The following is a 15,280-nucleotide window of genomic DNA, read 5'->3' as shown; positions in this document are numbered from 1 at the left end:
GACGGGAAACCCGTCTACCCTACTCACTCTCCGAGCAGCTCGGCCAGGACTTCCATTCCTTCGACCCGCTCCGACACCACCTTCAGCACCATCACCACCGGCACCCCCAGCAGCAATCCCCACATCCCCCACAGCCAGCCCCAGAACAGCAGGCTGACGAACACCGCCGCCGGATTCATCTTGGCGATCCGCCCCGTCATCCAGGTGGTGACCACCATCCCGACCAGGGTAGCGATGCCGAGCGAGGAGCCGGCCACCAGGATCACCATGCGCAGCGATTCGAACTGGAAGAAGGCCACCGCGCCGGTCGCGATGGTGATCAGGAGCGGCCCGAAATACGGCACCACGTGGGCAACCCCGGCAAAGGCGGCCCAGGCGCCGGCGTTCTCCAGGCCGATGGCGCGCAGCGCCGCCCAAGTGAGCAGGGCCAGCAGCACATTGGTCACCAGCAGCATGAACATATAGGCCTGGATCGCATTGTTCATGTCATCCAGGATGTGCACCGTGACTTTCTTGCGGGTCAGCGACGGCCCGGTCAGCTTGACCAGCTTGCGCTTGAAGGTGTCGCCCGCGAGCAGCAGAAAGAACACCAGGAACACCACCATGGTCGCCTGCGACAGGAAGGTCGCCAGGCCGACCGAGCCGGCCAGCACCCAGTCCATCACGCGGATATTCGACCCGGCCGCGACCGGCGCCGGCGGCACGCTCTGGGTGCGCTTCTGGATCGCCTTGCGCTCGCTGCCGCCGGTGGCGTTGGATGCGGCGCGTTCGATTTCGGCGGCCGCCGCCTGCACTTGCTGGATGGTCGAGCGCTCGCCGCTGTTGCTGGTCAGGATGCGGGTGACCTTGTGCGTCAGCGCCGGCAGCTCGTCGAGGATATTGAAGAATTCGCCCTGCAGCCGGTAGAAGGTGCCGCCCATGGCGCCCAGGATGATGGCCGTGACCAGGGTGGCGCCGATGACACGCTTGACGTGCCAGCGTTCGAGCCAGCGCACGACTGGGTTCAGGGTGTAGGCGATGAAGATGCCGAGCAGGAGCGGCACGAAGAATTTCTGCGCCCACTGGAGGGCGAACACGCAGGCGATGGTGGCCAGGATGCCGAGCGACAGCCCGCGCGCGTTCACATGGACCGGCAGGCGCAAGGCGCCTGCATGCAGCGTCAGCTCGTCGCCGTGCGGCGCGGGTCCGGAGCCGGGTCCGGAGGCAGGCTCGGAGGCGGCGCCCGGCCCGCTGGGGGCCGGCGCCGCCGGGGCGGCATTGTCAGGGAATTGCGCAGGCTGCGCCGGTTCAGGTGGTACAAGCTGCATAGCAAAACGCCTTGACAAGGAGCCGGGCCGCCCCGGCTTTGAGCAGAGACCTCGATCTTATCGAGGCGCCTGCATTATTTCACGCGGATGTCGTTCTTGACCGAGGTCACGCCTTTCACGCCGCGTGCGATCTGCACGGCTTTCTGGGCGTCGCCGGCTTCAGCAACGAAGCCCGACAGCTGCACGTCGCCCTTGTAGGTTTCGACGTTGATCTCGGTTGCCTTGACGGTCGGGTCGGCGGCGAAGGCGGCTTTCACCTTGGTGGTGATGACTGCGTCGTCGACGTACTCGCCGGTCGATTTGGCGGTCGGACCCGATGCGCAGCCAACGGTGGTGATGGCGACGGCAGCAGCGAAGGTGGCGGTGATGAGGCGTTGTGCGATTTTCATGATGAGCTCCTTGGTTAACACTACAAATAAACGAACTGCTTGAACAAGCCCATGCGGGCGGGGTGGGCGGTACCGGCACGCCGGCCCGCAAAACGTAAAAACTTATTTACCGAACTGCGTCTTGGCGGTGCTCACGCACTGGTCCTTGACGGCGCCGGCGTAGGCGTCGCATTTCTCGATCGCGACGCGGTACTGCGCGGCCAATTTGTCTTCGCGCGCATCGAGGCGCGCCTCGATGCTCTTGCGGTCGGCCTTGGCGTCGGCCTGGGCCGCCACCAGGGTCGCCTTGGCCTGCTCCAGGCAGACGTCGCGGTCGTTGCCGGTGACGGCGGCGCAGCGCACCTTGTCGCGGTCAAAATTCGCCGCGGCGATGCGCATGCGGGCCTGGGTATAGGCCGACAGCGTGTTCTTGTAGGCGGCCTCGGCTTCTTCCTCGACACGCACCCGCGCCGCCTTGGCTTCGGCAACGCACAGGTCGTGCGGATTGCCGGCGATCAGGTCGCAGCGCGCCCTGGCCGCCTTGTAGTTCGTTTCGGCCGTGGCGCGGGCCTGCTGGTAAGCCGTCTTGGCGTCGGGCACGGCCTGGGCGCGTGCCGCACCTGCCCAGGCGAGCGCGGCGCCGATCAGCAGGAAGGCATGGCTGGTTTTCATTTGTTGTTCTCCATTTGTCAACACGCTGATGACGTTTTACGCTGAGTCGCGCCGGCTTTCTGTTCGGTGCCGAACACATGAGCATTTGCACAACATTTCCGTTTCGATTCAGTCAAATAAATGGCGAAATAACGAGAAGCCAGGACGGTTAGGAAACGCACAGACCTCTATGTTGGGCAGGCCTACAGTGGAGCCATACTTTTGTCAGGAGAACAACATGAACGCCACCCGTACCTTCGCAGCTGCCGTGCTGGCAACCTCCGCCCTGATCACCGGTTGCGCGAGCACCTCTTCCCAGCCGTACAACAACGGCTACAACAGCGGTTATAACAATGTGTCGATGGGCTATGGCACCATCGAGTCGATCCAGGTCGTGCAGGGCGAGAACCGCACCAGCGGCGCCGGCGCGATCGTCGGCGGCCTGGTTGGCGCACTGGCCGGCAGCCAGGTCGGCAGCGGCGGCGGCCGTACCGCGGCCACTGTCGCCGGCGGCGTGGCCGGCGCGGCGATCGGCAACAATGTCGAACGCAACCGCGGTGCCAACGGCGCCGAGGTGTATCAGGTCAATGTGCGCATGGATAACGGCGAATACCGCACCGTGAACCAGGACAGCGTCTACGACCTGCGCGTGGGCAACCGCGTGCGCATCGTCGACGGCCGCGTCTACCGCTACTGATCGATCAGGCCCGGGACGCGCACGCTTCCCGGGCGCGGTCGATGGCCCCGGCCGGCGTCCTGCCGGCCGGGCGTGTTGCCGCATCCGGCCCGTCGGCGCCGGACCCGCCTTTCCACTCCAGGAGAACACCATGTCCCACCTGAGCATCCTCCTGCGCGGCGCCTGTGCCTGCCTGCTTGGCGCCACCCTGTCCGTCCATGCGCAGACCCAGACATCCACCAGCAGCGACGCCCTGGTCGATCCGGTCGCGGCGCGCCAGCAGGCGAAGGAAATCGCCCAGGGCGATCCGGCGCGCTGGTACCGCGAGGACACGACGCGCCAGGCCCAGCTGCGCACCCTGCAAAAGGAAGCGGGCGCGGCGCTGCAGGAAGCGCGTAATGCGTGCAAGAAGGCGGCGGGCGCCGAGCGCAAGGGCTGCGAGCAGGAAGCGCGCGCGACCTACCAGCGGGATCTGGCCCAAGCCAAGGCGCAGGTGCAGACGCCCTGAGTCGTTTCCGGCGCTGTTGCGTGCAACGGCGCAATGGATGCATGTCGTAGGGTGTGCGGCTGCACCCGATAATGCGCTTCATCGGCGGCAGTGGGGCCGCACGCGCGTTCAACTCCGCTTCGAACCGATGCGCCATCTGCTCTTGCCCTGAAATCCGATCTCTCGGCGCTGAGGGGAGTTGACCGCGTGGGCGGCGCAGGGGCAGCTTGTCATTCATCGACCACGGTGGAGCCGCCCACCCTACGAGTTCGCCACCTCACGCGGACTGCGTGTGCGCTCCACAAACGGACGAAAAAAAACGGCGCCGAATCAGAGATTGCGACGCCGCTCAAGCCCCACCATATTCTTCAGCCACGCGGATTCTTTTGCTTCACTACGTTCCGCGACCGGGTATTACTCCCCTGCCTGCGCCGAACGGCGCTTGTGCACGTACCAGCCCACCACACCGAGCAGGATGGCGGCGGCGCCGGCCTGCTTGCCGAGGCGGCGCTGGCGGATGAAGTTGAATGCCGTCATCCCGTATGGCGCCAGCGTCGCGACACTGATGCCGGTCGGGCGCAGCAGCGCATCCGCGCGCGTGCGCAGCGCCAGCGTGGCGTGGTCCAGTGCGCCATGCAGGATGACATCCGGGCGTGCGCCGTAGCGGATCTCTTCCTTGGCCTGGGCCACGTTGTGGCGGAAATACTGCCCTTCGCGCAGCAGTTCCTGCTTGCGGATAGTCGGATCGATACTGTGCTTGTGTCCGGCCAAACCTGTCGTGCCGTCTTGATTGTGCATGTTTCCCCTCCTCCGTGTCGCCGCTTAGAGCAGCATGTCGCGATCGTTCTTGAGTTCCTTCATCGTGGCCGGGAGACCGAGTTTGTCCTGCTTGATCAGCGCGAGGCCCTTGGCCACCAGCACGCCGGCAATGACGAGGAACACGAGGAACATGATGAGCAGGATCTTCCAGCCCATTTCATCCCAGGCCAGCGCGACGATGGTCGCGGTGCCGTAGGCGATGGCGAACCAGACCGCCAGGATGGCGATGCCGAAGCAGGCCACCAGTTCGATGACGTGGTTGCGCACCTCGGACAGCTCGAGCGCGGCCAGTTCGACGCGCGAGACGAGCAGCCCGAACAGGCTCTTCATGAGGGTGGAGATCCCGCCCACGAGGCCGGGGTTGTGCACGACGGTTTCGTTTTGTTCCATGGCGGTCCTCGGTAATGCTTATTGCTTGCGGCCGAACAGCACGCCGAGGGCGATGCCGATGCCGGCGGCGATCGCCAGCGTACGATAAGGGTTGTCACGCACATAGACATCGGCGTCGTGCGCCAGTTCCTTGCCGCGCTCGAGGGCCTGGTCCTGGTAGCGGCCGGCCTTGCCCAGCGCGCGGTCCAGCAGTTCCATGCCGCGGCTGCGCAGTTCGTCGGCCTTCTCGCCCGTCAGCCCGGTGGCCGCGCTCAGCATCGTCTGGGCGTCGCGCACCAGCGCTTTCAGGTCCGAATGGGCGTCCGCGGCGTGGCTGTCGAGTTCGTAGGCGTGGGCTTTGGCTTTCAGGTTGCTGCGGGTGGTGTCAAGCATGGTGTACTCCAATCGGTTGATGTTGTTGATGATGTCTTCTGGCCCGTGAGGGCCCCGGATTTCTTGCCGGCGCTTCGGCCGGGCGTGCTTGAAGCGCACCCGGCCCGATCGCTCAGCGCGCCGCGGTGCGTGGCGGGATCTGCGCGCCCTCGTTGGACAGCACGATCTCGACACGGCGGTTGAGCTGGCGGTTCGACGCCGTATCGTTCGAGGCGACCGGGAACGCTTCGCCATAGGCCTTCATGGCGATGCGGTCGCGCGGCACACCCATCGAGCTCAGCGCCGAGGCCACGGCTTCGGCACGGCGCTGCGACAGTTCCTGGTTGTACGAGGAGCTGCCGGTGCTGTCCGTAAACCCTTCGACCAGCACGGTGCGGTTCGGGTTCTGCGTCATCACCTCGGCGAGTTTGCGCAAGCTCGACATTCCGTTCGGTGTCAGGGCCGCCTGGTTGGTAGCGAACAGCACGTCGCCGATCGTCACGACGTAGCCGCGCTCGGTCTTGACCGCCTGCAGCTCGACCAGCAGGGCTTCCAGCACCGCGGCGCGCTGGGCCAGGGCGGCGTTCTGCTCCTGGGCGGCGGCGGCCTGCTGCTGGGCCGCCTGGGCCTGGGCCTGGGCCTGCTGGGCGGCGGCCTGGGCGGCCTCGGCTTCGCGCTTGGCGCGGTCGGCTTCGGCGGTGCGCGCTTCCAGGCGCACCTGGTCGCGTTCGCGCGAGGCGTTGGCGATGTCGGCTTCCGCGCCCTTCGCCTTCGCCACCTCCATCGCGGTGGCGATGCGCTGCTTGGCGACGTAGGCCAGGCGGTCGACGTCGTTCAGGCTTTCGCGGCGTGCGGCCGCGGCATTGGCCTGGTCGAGCGCTTCGCTGGCCTGGCGGAATTCGTTCGGCGCGTACTGCGACACTTGCGGGTTGTTATTGGCGGCGACGAAATCGGCGCGCGCCTGGTCCAGGGTCGGGGTGGTGACGGGGGCGGTGGCGCAGGCCGTGGCCAGCACGGCGGCGGCCAGCAGCGACATCGTGGAACGGGTTTTCATGTCCTTGTCCTTTTCTTGGTCTTGGGTGGACGCCGCGCGGCGGCAAAAAACCTGGCGCGGCGGGCGGAACCGTCTTGCTTACTGGCGGGTGGTCGAGGTCGCGGTGGCGGCGGCCGGCGACGGCGCGGCATTCGCGCGGTCGACTTCCTCGCGCAGCACGCGCAGGTCTTCGTTCAGCTGGTTCGAGGCGGCGGTGGCCTTGGTCGAGACGGCCTTGCTCTGGGCCAGCTTGGCGTCGGCCTGGGCCTGGATCGCCAGTTCGCGCGCCAGCTTGTAGTCGCGCGCGGCCAGGGCCTGGTTGGCGCGCATCATCTTGTCGCGTGCCGCATTGATCTCTTCCGGCGCCAGCTCGGCGGCGCCGGCCGACACCGCGTTCTCGACGGCGTTGCGGGACACGGCCACGTCGGCGGTGGCCGGGGCTTTCTGCGGGCTGGTGCAGCCTGCCAGCAGCAGCACGGCGGCGGCAAGCGCGCCGGCAGCGAAACGGGTCATGGCTTGTTGTTGTTGGTCCATTGCGGATCCTCCGGTTGAACAGTTTCGATATGAACTGTATTGAAGAAATGTCCTACGTAACGTTATAAACCTGTTATCGCCTGCTCTCGGTTCGCTGCCGCACATTGACGGCCGATGCGGCCCTGCTCAACAGGTGGGGGTTAGGCAGCGCACATAGATCGGGACGGCCTTTGCGCTAAGCTGGTTTCGACTATGACAACAGGAAGACCGCCATGGCTGACACCCACACCCCGGCGGCGCAAGGCCGGCATCCCGCGCGCCGCAACAAGAAAATATTGCTGAGCATCCTCGGCATCATGGTCGCGATTCCCATCATCGCGATCATCGTCATCCTCACCTTCGACTGGAACCGCGCCCGTCCCTGGATCAACGCCAAGGTCAGCGAGGCCATCGACCGCCCCTTCGCCATCCGCGGCAACCTGGACGTCGAGTGGCAGCGTCCCGCCAGGACGATGGCGCCGTCCGAGCGCACCTGGCGCGACCACATTCCCTGGCCGCACCTGATCGCCAACGACACCCACGTCGGCAACCCGGCCGGCATGCCGGTCCAGGATGCGGGCGTGGCGCGCCAGTTCTCGTTCTCGCTGAACCCCTTCGCCCTGCTCTCGCGCACCATCAACATCCCGCTGCTGCGCTTCGACGGCCCGCGCGTGGACCTGCTGCGCACCGATGCGACCCACTACAACTGGGCCTTCAAGCGCAAGGAGGAAAAGTCGCGCTGGACCCTCGACCTGGAACGCGTGGTGCTGACCGACGGCGTCATCCACATCAAGGATGCGGTAACGAAAGCCGACGTGACGGCGCGCGTGCGCACGCTGGACAAGGACCCGCGCTACGGCATCGGCTGGACCCTGGACGGGACGTATAACGGCGCGAAAGTCGAGGGCGGCGGCAAGGCCGGCGCCGTGCTGTCGCTGAAGGACCAGGGAACGCCCTTCCCGGTGCAGGCCGACATGCGTTCGGGTAAGACCCGGATCGCGGTCGAGGGCACCGTCACCCGCCCCGCCAAGCTGGCCGCGATCGACCTGAAGCTCGAGCTGGCCGCGCCCAGCATGGACCAGCTGTACTACTTCACCGGCGTGGTGCTGCCGACCACCGGGCCGTTCTCGACCTCGGGCCGGCTGATCGGCAACCTGGGCGAGGAGCGCAGCCGCTGGGTCTACGACGGCTTCAAGGGTAAAGTGGGCTCGTCAGACATCGCGGGCCGCCTCGAGTACGTGACCGGCGAGCCGCGTCCGAAGCTGTCCGGCAACGTCCACTCGAAGACCCTGGTGTTCGCCGACTTGGCCCCGCTGATCGGCGCCGACTCCAACGCGGCGAAGAAGGAGCGCAACGCCGACGTGGTGCAGCCGAGCGGCAAGGTGCTGCCGGTCGAGGAATTCAAGACCGAACGCTGGACCAAGCTCGACGCCGACGTGCGCTTTTCGGCCGACAACATCATCCGCGATACCGCCTTCCCGATCAGCAAGCTGTCGACCCACTTGACCATGGACAATGCGGTGCTCAACCTTCAGCCGCTCGAGTTCGCGATGGCGGGCGGCACGGTGCGCTCCAACATCCGCCTCGACGGCCGCGGCCGCGAAGGACCGAAGGCGATCAAGGCGCAGGCCAAGGTCGCGGCGCGCGGCATCGAGATCAAGAAGCTGTTCCCGAAGATCGAGGAATTGCAGGCGACGGTCGGCAGCATCGCCGGCGACGCCAACCTGACCGCCCAGGGCAACTCGGTGGCCAGCCTGCTGGCCGGCTCCAACGGCGAACTCAAGACCCTGATCAACCAGGGCCAGATCAGCAAGTACCTGCTGGAGCTCGCCGGCCTGAACGTCGGCAACGTCATCGTCACCAAGCTGTTCGGCGACAAACAGGTCAAGCTCAATTGCATGGCGACCGATTTCGAGGTCACCAACGGCATCGCGCGCACCCGCTACTTCGTGGTCGACACCGAGGAAGCGCTGATCGAGGTGGCCGGCGCGATCAACCTGGCCGGCGAGCAGATGGACCTGCGCATCGATCCGAAGACCAAGGCGCTGCGCCTGTTCACCCTGCGCTCGCCTCTCTACGTGCGCGGTTCCTTCAGCAAGCCGGACGTGTCGGTGGACAAGGGCGTACTCGCCATGAAGGCCGGGAGCGCCATCGCCCTGGCCGCGGCGGCCCCGGTCGCCGCCCTGATCCCGCTGGTGAACACCGGCCCGGGCGAGGACAGCGATTGCGGCCGCCTGCTGGCCCAGTCGCGGCAGAAGCCGCAGGCGCCGCCGCCGGGCAAGGTCAAGCGCGGCTGATGCGGAAAATGCACGCACTGTGAGTTGTCGAACAGACCAGACTTTAGTGCGCATTTAACCTGAGTACATGGAATCGAAAAAAAGCGTCACGACATGAAGCATCTTCGCTGCACCCCCGCCCTGCTGGCGCCCTTGCTGGCGTTCCTGCTGGGCGGACAATTGGGAGGATGCGCCATGTCGGGGCGTGCCGGGCCGGTGGCGGAAGTCGTCGACGACGCCACCATCACCGCCGGTGTCAGGGCCGCCATCGATGGCGACCAGTCCCTGACAGTGTCGGACCTCGGTGTCGATACCAGGCAGGGCGTAGTACAGCTGAGCGGATTCGTCGGCTCGGCGGATAGTGTGGCGGCCGCGGCATCGGTTGCCCGGACCGTAAAAGGCGTCAGGTCCGTCAGAAATGACCTGCGCTTGAAATGAACCCACCGTTAAGGAGATCCACCATGAAAACCATCAAACAACTGGTCGTGACCGCAACCATCGCAAGCGCAGCCCTGGGCCTGGTCGGCTGCTCGGGCATGTCGCAGCAAGACAAGAACACCGCCATCGGCGCGGGCGCCGGCGCGGTCGTCGGCGGCGTCCTGACCGGCGGCAGCGCTGTCGGCACCGTGGGTGGCGCAGCTGTCGGCGGCGTCATCGGCAACCAGGTCAACAAGACCAACTAATATCGGACAAGGCGCTTCGGCGTCTCACCGACCGCAGGCCCGGCATTGCCGGGCCTTTCCTTTCTGGTGTCCGGTCAGCGTGCCCTGCGCTGGAATTTGAACGGACATGCCACTCACCTCGCCATATACGCGACGCGCCGCAATTGCCGCATTCCTGATGGCTGTGTTCGCGTTAGTTATGTATTTACGGTCGCCTTCACTGAACTTGTCGTACCGCAGCACATAGCCACTGCGCTGGTGTACGCAACGCTTGCGCATCCAGTAATCGCTGCCACCCCGAATAATTCGCCAGGTAGCGGCTGGCCACGCCCTTGAAGCGCACCAGCCAGTTCTTGAAGCGGCTGTGCCAGCCATTCACGTTCTGGATGTGGATCGCACCGCGTGCGCGCCAGCCCGCCCGCACGTTGATGGATTCGTGCATGATTCCGGCGTCAAGGGCAAACCGGACATAGGCCGCAGCGCCATCGCTGATGAGCAGCCCGTCGCTGGGCAGCACCGGCTGCAGGTAGGTGCGCAGTTGCGCAGCGGTCACGGGACCGCGTCCGGTATGAAAGTCCAGCGTCGTGCCGATGCGGTCACGCGCCACCAGCAGGCAATCGTGCTCGCGGTTGATGCCGCGCCGCAGGGCCGTGCCGCCACGCTGCCGCGGCGGGCGCGTCAAGGTGCGCGAACCCTTCTGCGATTCCAGTCTGTAGGTTTCGTCGGCCTCCACGATTCCCGTCAGTGCGGCGGGCCGGTGCCTGGCGGCGCCCGGCGCGAATCGGTGGCGCCAGCGAAAACTCGTCGTGCGATGCACGCCGGTCGCGAGCGCCGCGTCGCGTACGGTGCATGATTCCAGCAAACACTTGATATATGGCAGCCAGCACTCGCGCTTGCGCAGCCGGGCCAGCGGCGTGCCGGTCAGCGCATTGAAGGAGCGGCGACAACCCAGGCAGCGATAACGCTGCAGGCCGCTGGCGAAGCCGGAGCGGTGCAAACGCGCGCAAGCACAATGTGGACAGGGCCGGCCTGCCGCGGCCGCTTCGATGAGCGCCAGGCACTCGGCCGGGTCGCGGATGTTGTCGAGCCAGTCGCACAGCCGAGACAGATCAGCGCTGGACAATGGCGCGGCGGTCAGAAAAGCAAACAATTCGTCGAAGCGCAGGCCTTGCATCGTCACTCCAGATGAGTTAACTCGACGATGCGTAAGACTTCGACAACGCGATTTGGTTCACCCAACGATCGCGAACACAGCCTTCCTGATCGCGGTCTCCGGCGCCATCTTGTTCGCATCATTCAACGCTGAGACAAGCGACGCGAACGATGAAATCGATCCCGCCCGCGCCCATGGCGTCGCCCGCTACCTGAACAAGTACGGATTCGGCATCGAGATCGACGAAAGCGTGGAACGGGAATCAACGAAGCGCTGTCCAGCAAGGGAAACTTTTTCCGCGACGACGGGCGTCGCCTGATCATCCTGCTGCCGCGATCCGCGAAGGTGGTGCTGGCCTACCGGGACTAAGAACCTATCCCAGCAGGGAACCGGTCGTTGCTGACGCGCCTGGCATGCGGGGGCTGCGTTGCTCGTCCTTGCATGGCTCGCCATGCGGCGTCCTCGCGCCTTGCCCGCGCTTGCCAGTCATCGCCATCAACTTCCCTCTCCCTACTGGGATAGGTTCTAAACCGTCTGGACGTGCGCCCCGTGCAGCGGCATCGCCCCCGCTTCGCGCACGATCTCGTAGCAGGTGCAGGATGCGGCCGCGAGGCCTTCGGGATCGAGGATTTCGATATTCCCGCGGCTGTAGTCGATCAGGCCCTGCTGCTGCAATGCGCTGGCGGCCTTGGTCACGCCGACCCGGCGCACGCCAAGCGCATGCGCCAGGAACTCATGGGTCAGGTGGAACTTGTCCGACTGCAGGCGGTCGCGCGTGACCAGCAGCGAGCGCGCCAGGCGCGCTTCCAGCACGTGGAAGCGGCTGCAGACGGCGATCTGGATCGCCTGGGCCAGCAGGGTGTCGGTGTAGCGGTACAGCACGCGCTGCAGCGCCTGGTTGCGCGCCACCTCGGCCTGGAAATCCTCGCTCGCCATGCGGCTGGCGGTGCCGGCGCGCTGCACGATGGCGCGCACCTGGGCGGTGTCATGGCCCAGGGCCACGGTGGCGCCGACCATGCCTTCGCGCCCGACCAGCCCGACCTCGAGCGTCATGCGACCTTCGGCCACGCCCATCAGCGAGATCAGGCAATCGTGGGGAAAATAGATGTGGCGCAGCGGGTCGCCGGCCTCGCACAGGACGTCGCCGACGGCGACCTGCACCGGTTCGAGCAGCGGCAAGACCTGGGCCAGGTCCTGCGGCGGCAGCGCACCCAGCAGCAGGTTGCTGTTGTGCTCGGCGATCGGCGGCGGTACGGCAAAGTTCATCGTGTTCTCGCAATGGGACTGTGGCATACGAGGGGGGCGCCGTCGGATACATTTGTAAACAATTTCATTCAGCGTAACCGTGCCGGTGCGCGCTGGTATGTACGGTGACGCACGGAACACCTTGTTGTTCCTGAGGACAATCCTTTCATGCTTCAGGCAATCCGGACGGCGCCCCTCGACCCTGCGCCGCGGACCCGACAGAATCGACAGAAAGGAAGCGCCATGAACACCACCTCCACCCCGCCCACCCGGGCGCGCCTGCATCCCCTGATGATCCTGGCGGCGCTCGCGGTCGTCCTGTTCTGCATGGTCGGCACCGCCGCTATCCTCGGCTGGATCCCGACCTCGACCGGCGGCACCGCCGAGCGCCAGCTGAGCGAGGCCGACCGCCTGGCCCTGGCCGCCACCCTGCCCCAGGGCGGCGTGCAGCCCGCTCCCGGCGTCGTCACCGCCGCGCCCGGCCAGCAGCTGGCGCCGGGCTACGTCGAGCCGGTGACGGCCCAGGCGCCGGCGGTCCCGGCCCAGGCCTATGCGCCGGCCTACCCGGCCGCGGCGGCGACGGTTGCCGCGGCGCCGGTCCGTGAAGAACCGGTGCAGAAAGCCGCCAAGAAAGACGTGCAGGTGGCCGCCGCCGACAGCGGCCGCAACTGGTGCTCGAACTGCGGCAACGTCGAGTCGGTGCGCGAGATCAAGCAGCGCGCCCAGGGCAGCGGCCTGGGCGCCGCCGGCGGCGCCGTGATCGGCGGCCTGCTGGGCAACCAGATCGGCGGCGGCAGCGGCCGCACCATCGCCACGGCGGCGGGCGCGATCGGCGGCGCGGTGGTCGGCAACCAGGTCGAAGGCAATATGAAAGCCACGGTCAGCTACGAGATCCGGGTGCGCCTCGACGACGGCACCCTGCGCACCTTCCGCCAGAGCAGCGCGCCGGCATGGCGCAGCGGCGACCGCGTGCGCATCGTCAAGGGCAAGCTGCGCTCGGTCGCCTGATACAACAGCTTCGCATCGTCAGGCCGGGATACCGCAAGGATCCCGGCTTTTATTTCTTCTGGGTATTTTTCTTGAATGCAATGTGCGGCAGCGCACGGACCAATGGATGAGCTAACCCGACAATGGATTCGCGCTGCAGAGCGCGTGCGATTCACAACAACACCATTCGAGGGGGAACGCATCATGAACAGCATGGCATGGATCGGAATTATCGTCTGGGGTCTGGTGGTGGCGGCCTTCGGCCTGCTGTCGGCCCATCCTCCGGGCGAAGCGGCGAGCACCGGCCTGCAGGCGCAGGACGTGGTGTTCCTGGTGGCGGGCGGCCTGCTCACCTGCCTGATCGGCGTCACGGGCCTGCTCGGCTTCATGGGCTGGATCCCGGGCGTCAAGAAGGATGGCATCAAGGCCTGAAGAAAGTTGCGCATACGTACGCCATCGTACAGAGGCCGGCCTTATGGATGGGCATACTGGAATCACGACGCAAACGATGCGTATTTCCAGTGAGGTGAATCATGTTATATACAATCGCTGTCATCCTGATCGTCCTGTGGCTGCTCGGCCTGGTGACTTCGTACACCATCGGCGGCTTCATCCACATCCTGCTGGTCGTCGCCGTGATCATGGTCCTGGTGCGCCTGATCAGCGGACGAGGCATATAGGCTTGTAAGCCTTTGCAGTACCTCGTACCATCCGATCCGTTTCGCAGTCGTGCCTACATTGCGAGGTGCGATTCCGAAACGGATTTTTCGTTATAAGGAGAATATTATGTACACGAAATTGACCAAGACCGCAGCCGCCATGGCCCTCGTCGCCTTCACCGCCACCGGTTGCGCCGACATGAGCCCGACCCAGCGCGGCACCGCGCAAGGCGCGGGCATTGGCGCCGCCCTCGGCGGCGTGATCGGCGCATCCACCAGCGGCGGCGGCAGCGGCCGCGCGACCCGCGGCGCGGTGATCGGCGGCGCGCTCGGTGCCGTCGCCGGCAATATCTGGTCCAAGCGCATGGAAGCGCAGAAGCAGGCCATGGAACAGGCCACGCAAGGCACCGGCGTGCAGGTGAGCCAGACCTCGGACAACCGCCTGAAACTCGAGATCCCGAGCGACATCTCGTTCGACACTGGCCGCTCCGACATCAAGGGCAATTTCCAGCCGGTGCTGAACCGCTTCGCCCAGACGCTGAACGAAAATCCGGCCACCACCGTGACCATCATCGGCCACACCGACAACACCGGCACCGATGCGATCAACCAGCCGCTGTCGGTCGACCGCGCCTCGCGCACCCGCGACTACCTGGCCGGCCGCGGTGTCAACGCCAACCGCATCACCATCGAAGGCCGCGGTTCGCGCGAACCGATCGCCTCGAACGCGGACGCCAACAGCCGCGCCCGCAACCGCCGCGTCGAGATCTACGTGGCCGAGCAGGGCCAGGGCTGATCGCCTTTCCTTCTTGGCAAACGCCCGGCCGCGCGCCGGGCGTTTTTCATTGTTTCCGCCACGGAGTCACCATGCAAGACGATCCGATCCGCGTCATCGATGAACAGCTGCTGTCGGACGACCATGCGCCGCTGAAGAAAGTCACCTTCGAACAGCGCCGCAGCGACGGTGCCTGGCAGAGACAGGAGCGCGAGGTGTATGCCAACGCGGGCGGCGCGGCGGTGCTGCTTTTCGACCGTGCACGCCGCACCGTGCTGCTGACGCGCCAGTTCCGCATGGGGGCGCATTTGGCGGGGCAGGATGGCTTCGTGATCGAAGCGCCGGCCGGGATGCTGGACGGTACGGGGCCGGAACAGCGCGTGCGCGCGGAATCGTGCGAGGAAACCGGGTATCGCGCGAAACAGGTGCGCAAGGTGCTGGCGTTCATGCCGAATCCGTCGGCGCTGACGGAGATCGTGCATTGTTTTCTCGGGGAGTACGAGCGGGGCGACAAGGTGGCCGCAGGCGGGGGCAAGGCCGAGGAAGGCGAGGATATCGAGGTGCTGGAGATCGATGCCGGCGAGGCTTTCGCCATGGCGCGCGATGGGCGGATCGTGGATGCGAAGACGATCATCCTGCTCCAGCGCTTGCAGCAGGAAATGTAGAGGGTGTGAAAAAACGGCTATGGCAAGGCGCCGAGTCGAAGACAGTACACCCGTACGGCGAGACGACGCAACGCAGCCATAGACGAATTTTTCACACACTCGTAGGGTGGGCGATCCTGTTTGGCACAGGGACATGGGTAACACATGTCTAGAGACATAGGTTACACACGTCAGCCCATTTTACCGTGCAATGCGCAGGTCGATTTCGCCGACTTGCCGATTGCAGAAAACCACGCTCAGAAGCCCGTCGTTGTCCGTCTGGC

21 protein-coding genes are annotated in these 15,280 nt (G+C 65.8%); 11 read left to right on the top strand and 10 right to left on the bottom strand.

The genetic code is table 11. From position 1 onward, the window contains the following. Positions 1-23 precede the first annotated feature (23 nt). From LQ564_RS07060 to LQ564_RS07050, 3 genes are all read right to left on the bottom strand, one after another. The gene (locus LQ564_RS07060) at positions 24-1,307 is read right to left on the bottom strand and encodes an AI-2E family transporter (RefSeq protein ID WP_231057408.1); all 1,284 of its coding nucleotides are present in this window, start codon (positions 1,305-1,307) and stop codon (positions 24-26) included. A 74-nt stretch (positions 1,308-1,381) separates the two neighbouring features. After that, complete coding sequence (locus LQ564_RS07055; RefSeq protein ID WP_231057407.1) at positions 1,382-1,696, bottom strand: BON domain-containing protein; 315 nt, start codon at positions 1,694-1,696, stop codon at positions 1,382-1,384. 102 nt (positions 1,697-1,798) lie between these two features. Beyond that, on the bottom strand, positions 1,799-2,347 hold the full coding sequence (locus LQ564_RS07050) for a hypothetical protein (RefSeq protein ID WP_231057406.1): 549 nt from the start codon (positions 2,345-2,347) through the stop codon (positions 1,799-1,801). Between the two features lie 217 nt (positions 2,348-2,564). On the opposite strand from LQ564_RS07050, the gene LQ564_RS07045 reads away from it, so the two are divergent. Both LQ564_RS07045 and LQ564_RS07040 read left to right on the top strand, forming a co-directional pair. Then, positions 2,565-3,023 carry an outer membrane lipoprotein gene (locus LQ564_RS07045; protein WP_231057405.1) on the top strand — a complete coding sequence of 153 codons (459 nt, stop codon included), beginning with the start codon at positions 2,565-2,567 and terminating at the stop codon, positions 3,021-3,023. A gap of 130 nt (positions 3,024-3,153) precedes the next feature. Continuing rightward, positions 3,154-3,510: a hypothetical protein gene (locus tag LQ564_RS07040; RefSeq protein WP_231057404.1), complete on the top strand. Its 357-nt coding sequence runs from the start codon at positions 3,154-3,156 to the stop codon at positions 3,508-3,510. 393 nt (positions 3,511-3,903) lie between these two features. On the opposite strand, the gene LQ564_RS07035 is transcribed toward LQ564_RS07040, so the two are convergent. The 5 genes from LQ564_RS07035 to LQ564_RS07015 all read right to left on the bottom strand — a co-directional run bounded on the left by LQ564_RS07035 (position 3,904) and on the right by LQ564_RS07015 (position 6,616). After that, positions 3,904-4,287, bottom strand: coding sequence for a hypothetical protein (locus LQ564_RS07035; protein WP_231057403.1), 384 nt, complete (start codon positions 4,285-4,287; stop codon positions 3,904-3,906). Between the two features lie 24 nt (positions 4,288-4,311). Then, positions 4,312-4,698: a phage holin family protein gene (locus LQ564_RS07030; RefSeq protein WP_231057402.1), complete on the bottom strand. Its 387-nt coding sequence runs from the start codon at positions 4,696-4,698 to the stop codon at positions 4,312-4,314. A gap of 18 nt (positions 4,699-4,716) precedes the next feature. Continuing rightward, positions 4,717-5,070: an ElaB/YgaM/YqjD family protein gene (locus LQ564_RS07025; RefSeq protein WP_231057401.1), complete on the bottom strand. Its 354-nt coding sequence runs from the start codon at positions 5,068-5,070 to the stop codon at positions 4,717-4,719. A 112-nt stretch (positions 5,071-5,182) separates the two neighbouring features. Beyond that, entirely contained in the window at positions 5,183-6,103 is a 921-nt protein-coding gene (locus LQ564_RS07020) for an OmpA family protein (RefSeq protein WP_231057400.1), read from the bottom strand. Positions 6,104-6,181: 78 nt separating this feature from the next. Further along, positions 6,182-6,616, bottom strand: coding sequence for a DUF4398 domain-containing protein (locus LQ564_RS07015; protein ID WP_231057399.1), 435 nt, complete (start codon positions 6,614-6,616; stop codon positions 6,182-6,184). Positions 6,617-6,828: 212 nt separating this feature from the next. Between LQ564_RS07015 and LQ564_RS07010 the strand changes: the two genes are divergently transcribed. From LQ564_RS07010 to LQ564_RS07000, 3 genes are all read left to right on the top strand, one after another. After that, complete coding sequence (locus LQ564_RS07010) at positions 6,829-8,892, top strand: AsmA family protein (protein WP_231057398.1); 2,064 nt, start codon at positions 6,829-6,831, stop codon at positions 8,890-8,892. Between the two features lie 93 nt (positions 8,893-8,985). Continuing rightward, the gene (locus LQ564_RS07005; protein WP_231057397.1) at positions 8,986-9,309 is read left to right on the top strand and encodes a BON domain-containing protein; all 324 of its coding nucleotides are present in this window, start codon (positions 8,986-8,988) and stop codon (positions 9,307-9,309) included. A gap of 23 nt (positions 9,310-9,332) precedes the next feature. After that, a complete protein-coding gene (locus LQ564_RS07000; protein WP_231057396.1) occupies positions 9,333-9,554 on the top strand; it encodes a YMGG-like glycine zipper-containing protein in 222 nt (73 codons plus the stop codon). 196 nt (positions 9,555-9,750) lie between these two features. Here LQ564_RS07000 and LQ564_RS06995 read toward each other — a convergent pair whose 3' ends face one another. Beyond that, a complete protein-coding gene (locus LQ564_RS06995; RefSeq protein WP_231057395.1) occupies positions 9,751-10,707 on the bottom strand; it encodes an IS1595 family transposase in 957 nt (318 codons plus the stop codon). Positions 10,708-10,816: 109 nt separating this feature from the next. Between LQ564_RS06995 and LQ564_RS06990 the strand changes: the two genes are divergently transcribed. Then, a complete protein-coding gene (locus LQ564_RS06990) occupies positions 10,817-11,005 on the top strand; it encodes a hypothetical protein (protein ID WP_231057394.1) in 189 nt (62 codons plus the stop codon). A 206-nt stretch (positions 11,006-11,211) separates the two neighbouring features. Here the strand turns inward: LQ564_RS06990 and LQ564_RS06985 are convergent, their stop codons facing one another. Then, positions 11,212-11,952 (bottom strand): Crp/Fnr family transcriptional regulator, encoded by a 741-nt coding sequence (locus tag LQ564_RS06985; RefSeq protein WP_231057393.1) that lies wholly within the window; start codon positions 11,950-11,952, stop codon positions 11,212-11,214. Positions 11,953-12,174: 222 nt separating this feature from the next. On the opposite strand from LQ564_RS06985, the gene LQ564_RS06980 reads away from it, so the two are divergent. From LQ564_RS06980 to LQ564_RS06960, 5 genes are all read left to right on the top strand, one after another. Beyond that, on the top strand, positions 12,175-12,939 hold the full coding sequence (locus LQ564_RS06980; protein ID WP_231057392.1) for a glycine zipper 2TM domain-containing protein: 765 nt from the start codon (positions 12,175-12,177) through the stop codon (positions 12,937-12,939). Positions 12,940-13,122: 183 nt separating this feature from the next. Then, the gene (locus tag LQ564_RS06975; protein ID WP_231057391.1) at positions 13,123-13,350 is read left to right on the top strand and encodes a hypothetical protein; all 228 of its coding nucleotides are present in this window, start codon (positions 13,123-13,125) and stop codon (positions 13,348-13,350) included. A 101-nt stretch (positions 13,351-13,451) separates the two neighbouring features. Further along, entirely contained in the window at positions 13,452-13,598 is a 147-nt protein-coding gene (locus tag LQ564_RS06970) for a lmo0937 family membrane protein (RefSeq protein ID WP_231057390.1), read from the top strand. 106 nt (positions 13,599-13,704) lie between these two features. Next, a complete protein-coding gene (locus tag LQ564_RS06965) occupies positions 13,705-14,373 on the top strand; it encodes a YiaD family glycine zipper/OmpA-like lipoprotein (protein ID WP_231057389.1) in 669 nt (222 codons plus the stop codon). Positions 14,374-14,444: 71 nt separating this feature from the next. Beyond that, positions 14,445-15,017 (top strand): NUDIX domain-containing protein, encoded by a 573-nt coding sequence (locus LQ564_RS06960; protein WP_231057388.1) that lies wholly within the window; start codon positions 14,445-14,447, stop codon positions 15,015-15,017. Positions 15,018-15,280: the final 263 nt, after the last annotated feature.

It is taken from the genome of Massilia phyllostachyos, assembly GCF_021044825.1.
GTDB lineage: Bacteria > Pseudomonadota > Gammaproteobacteria > Burkholderiales > Burkholderiaceae_D > Telluria > Telluria phyllostachyos.
Note: the sequence above shows the minus strand (reverse complement) of the source record. Positions and strands in the feature narration are given on the sequence as shown.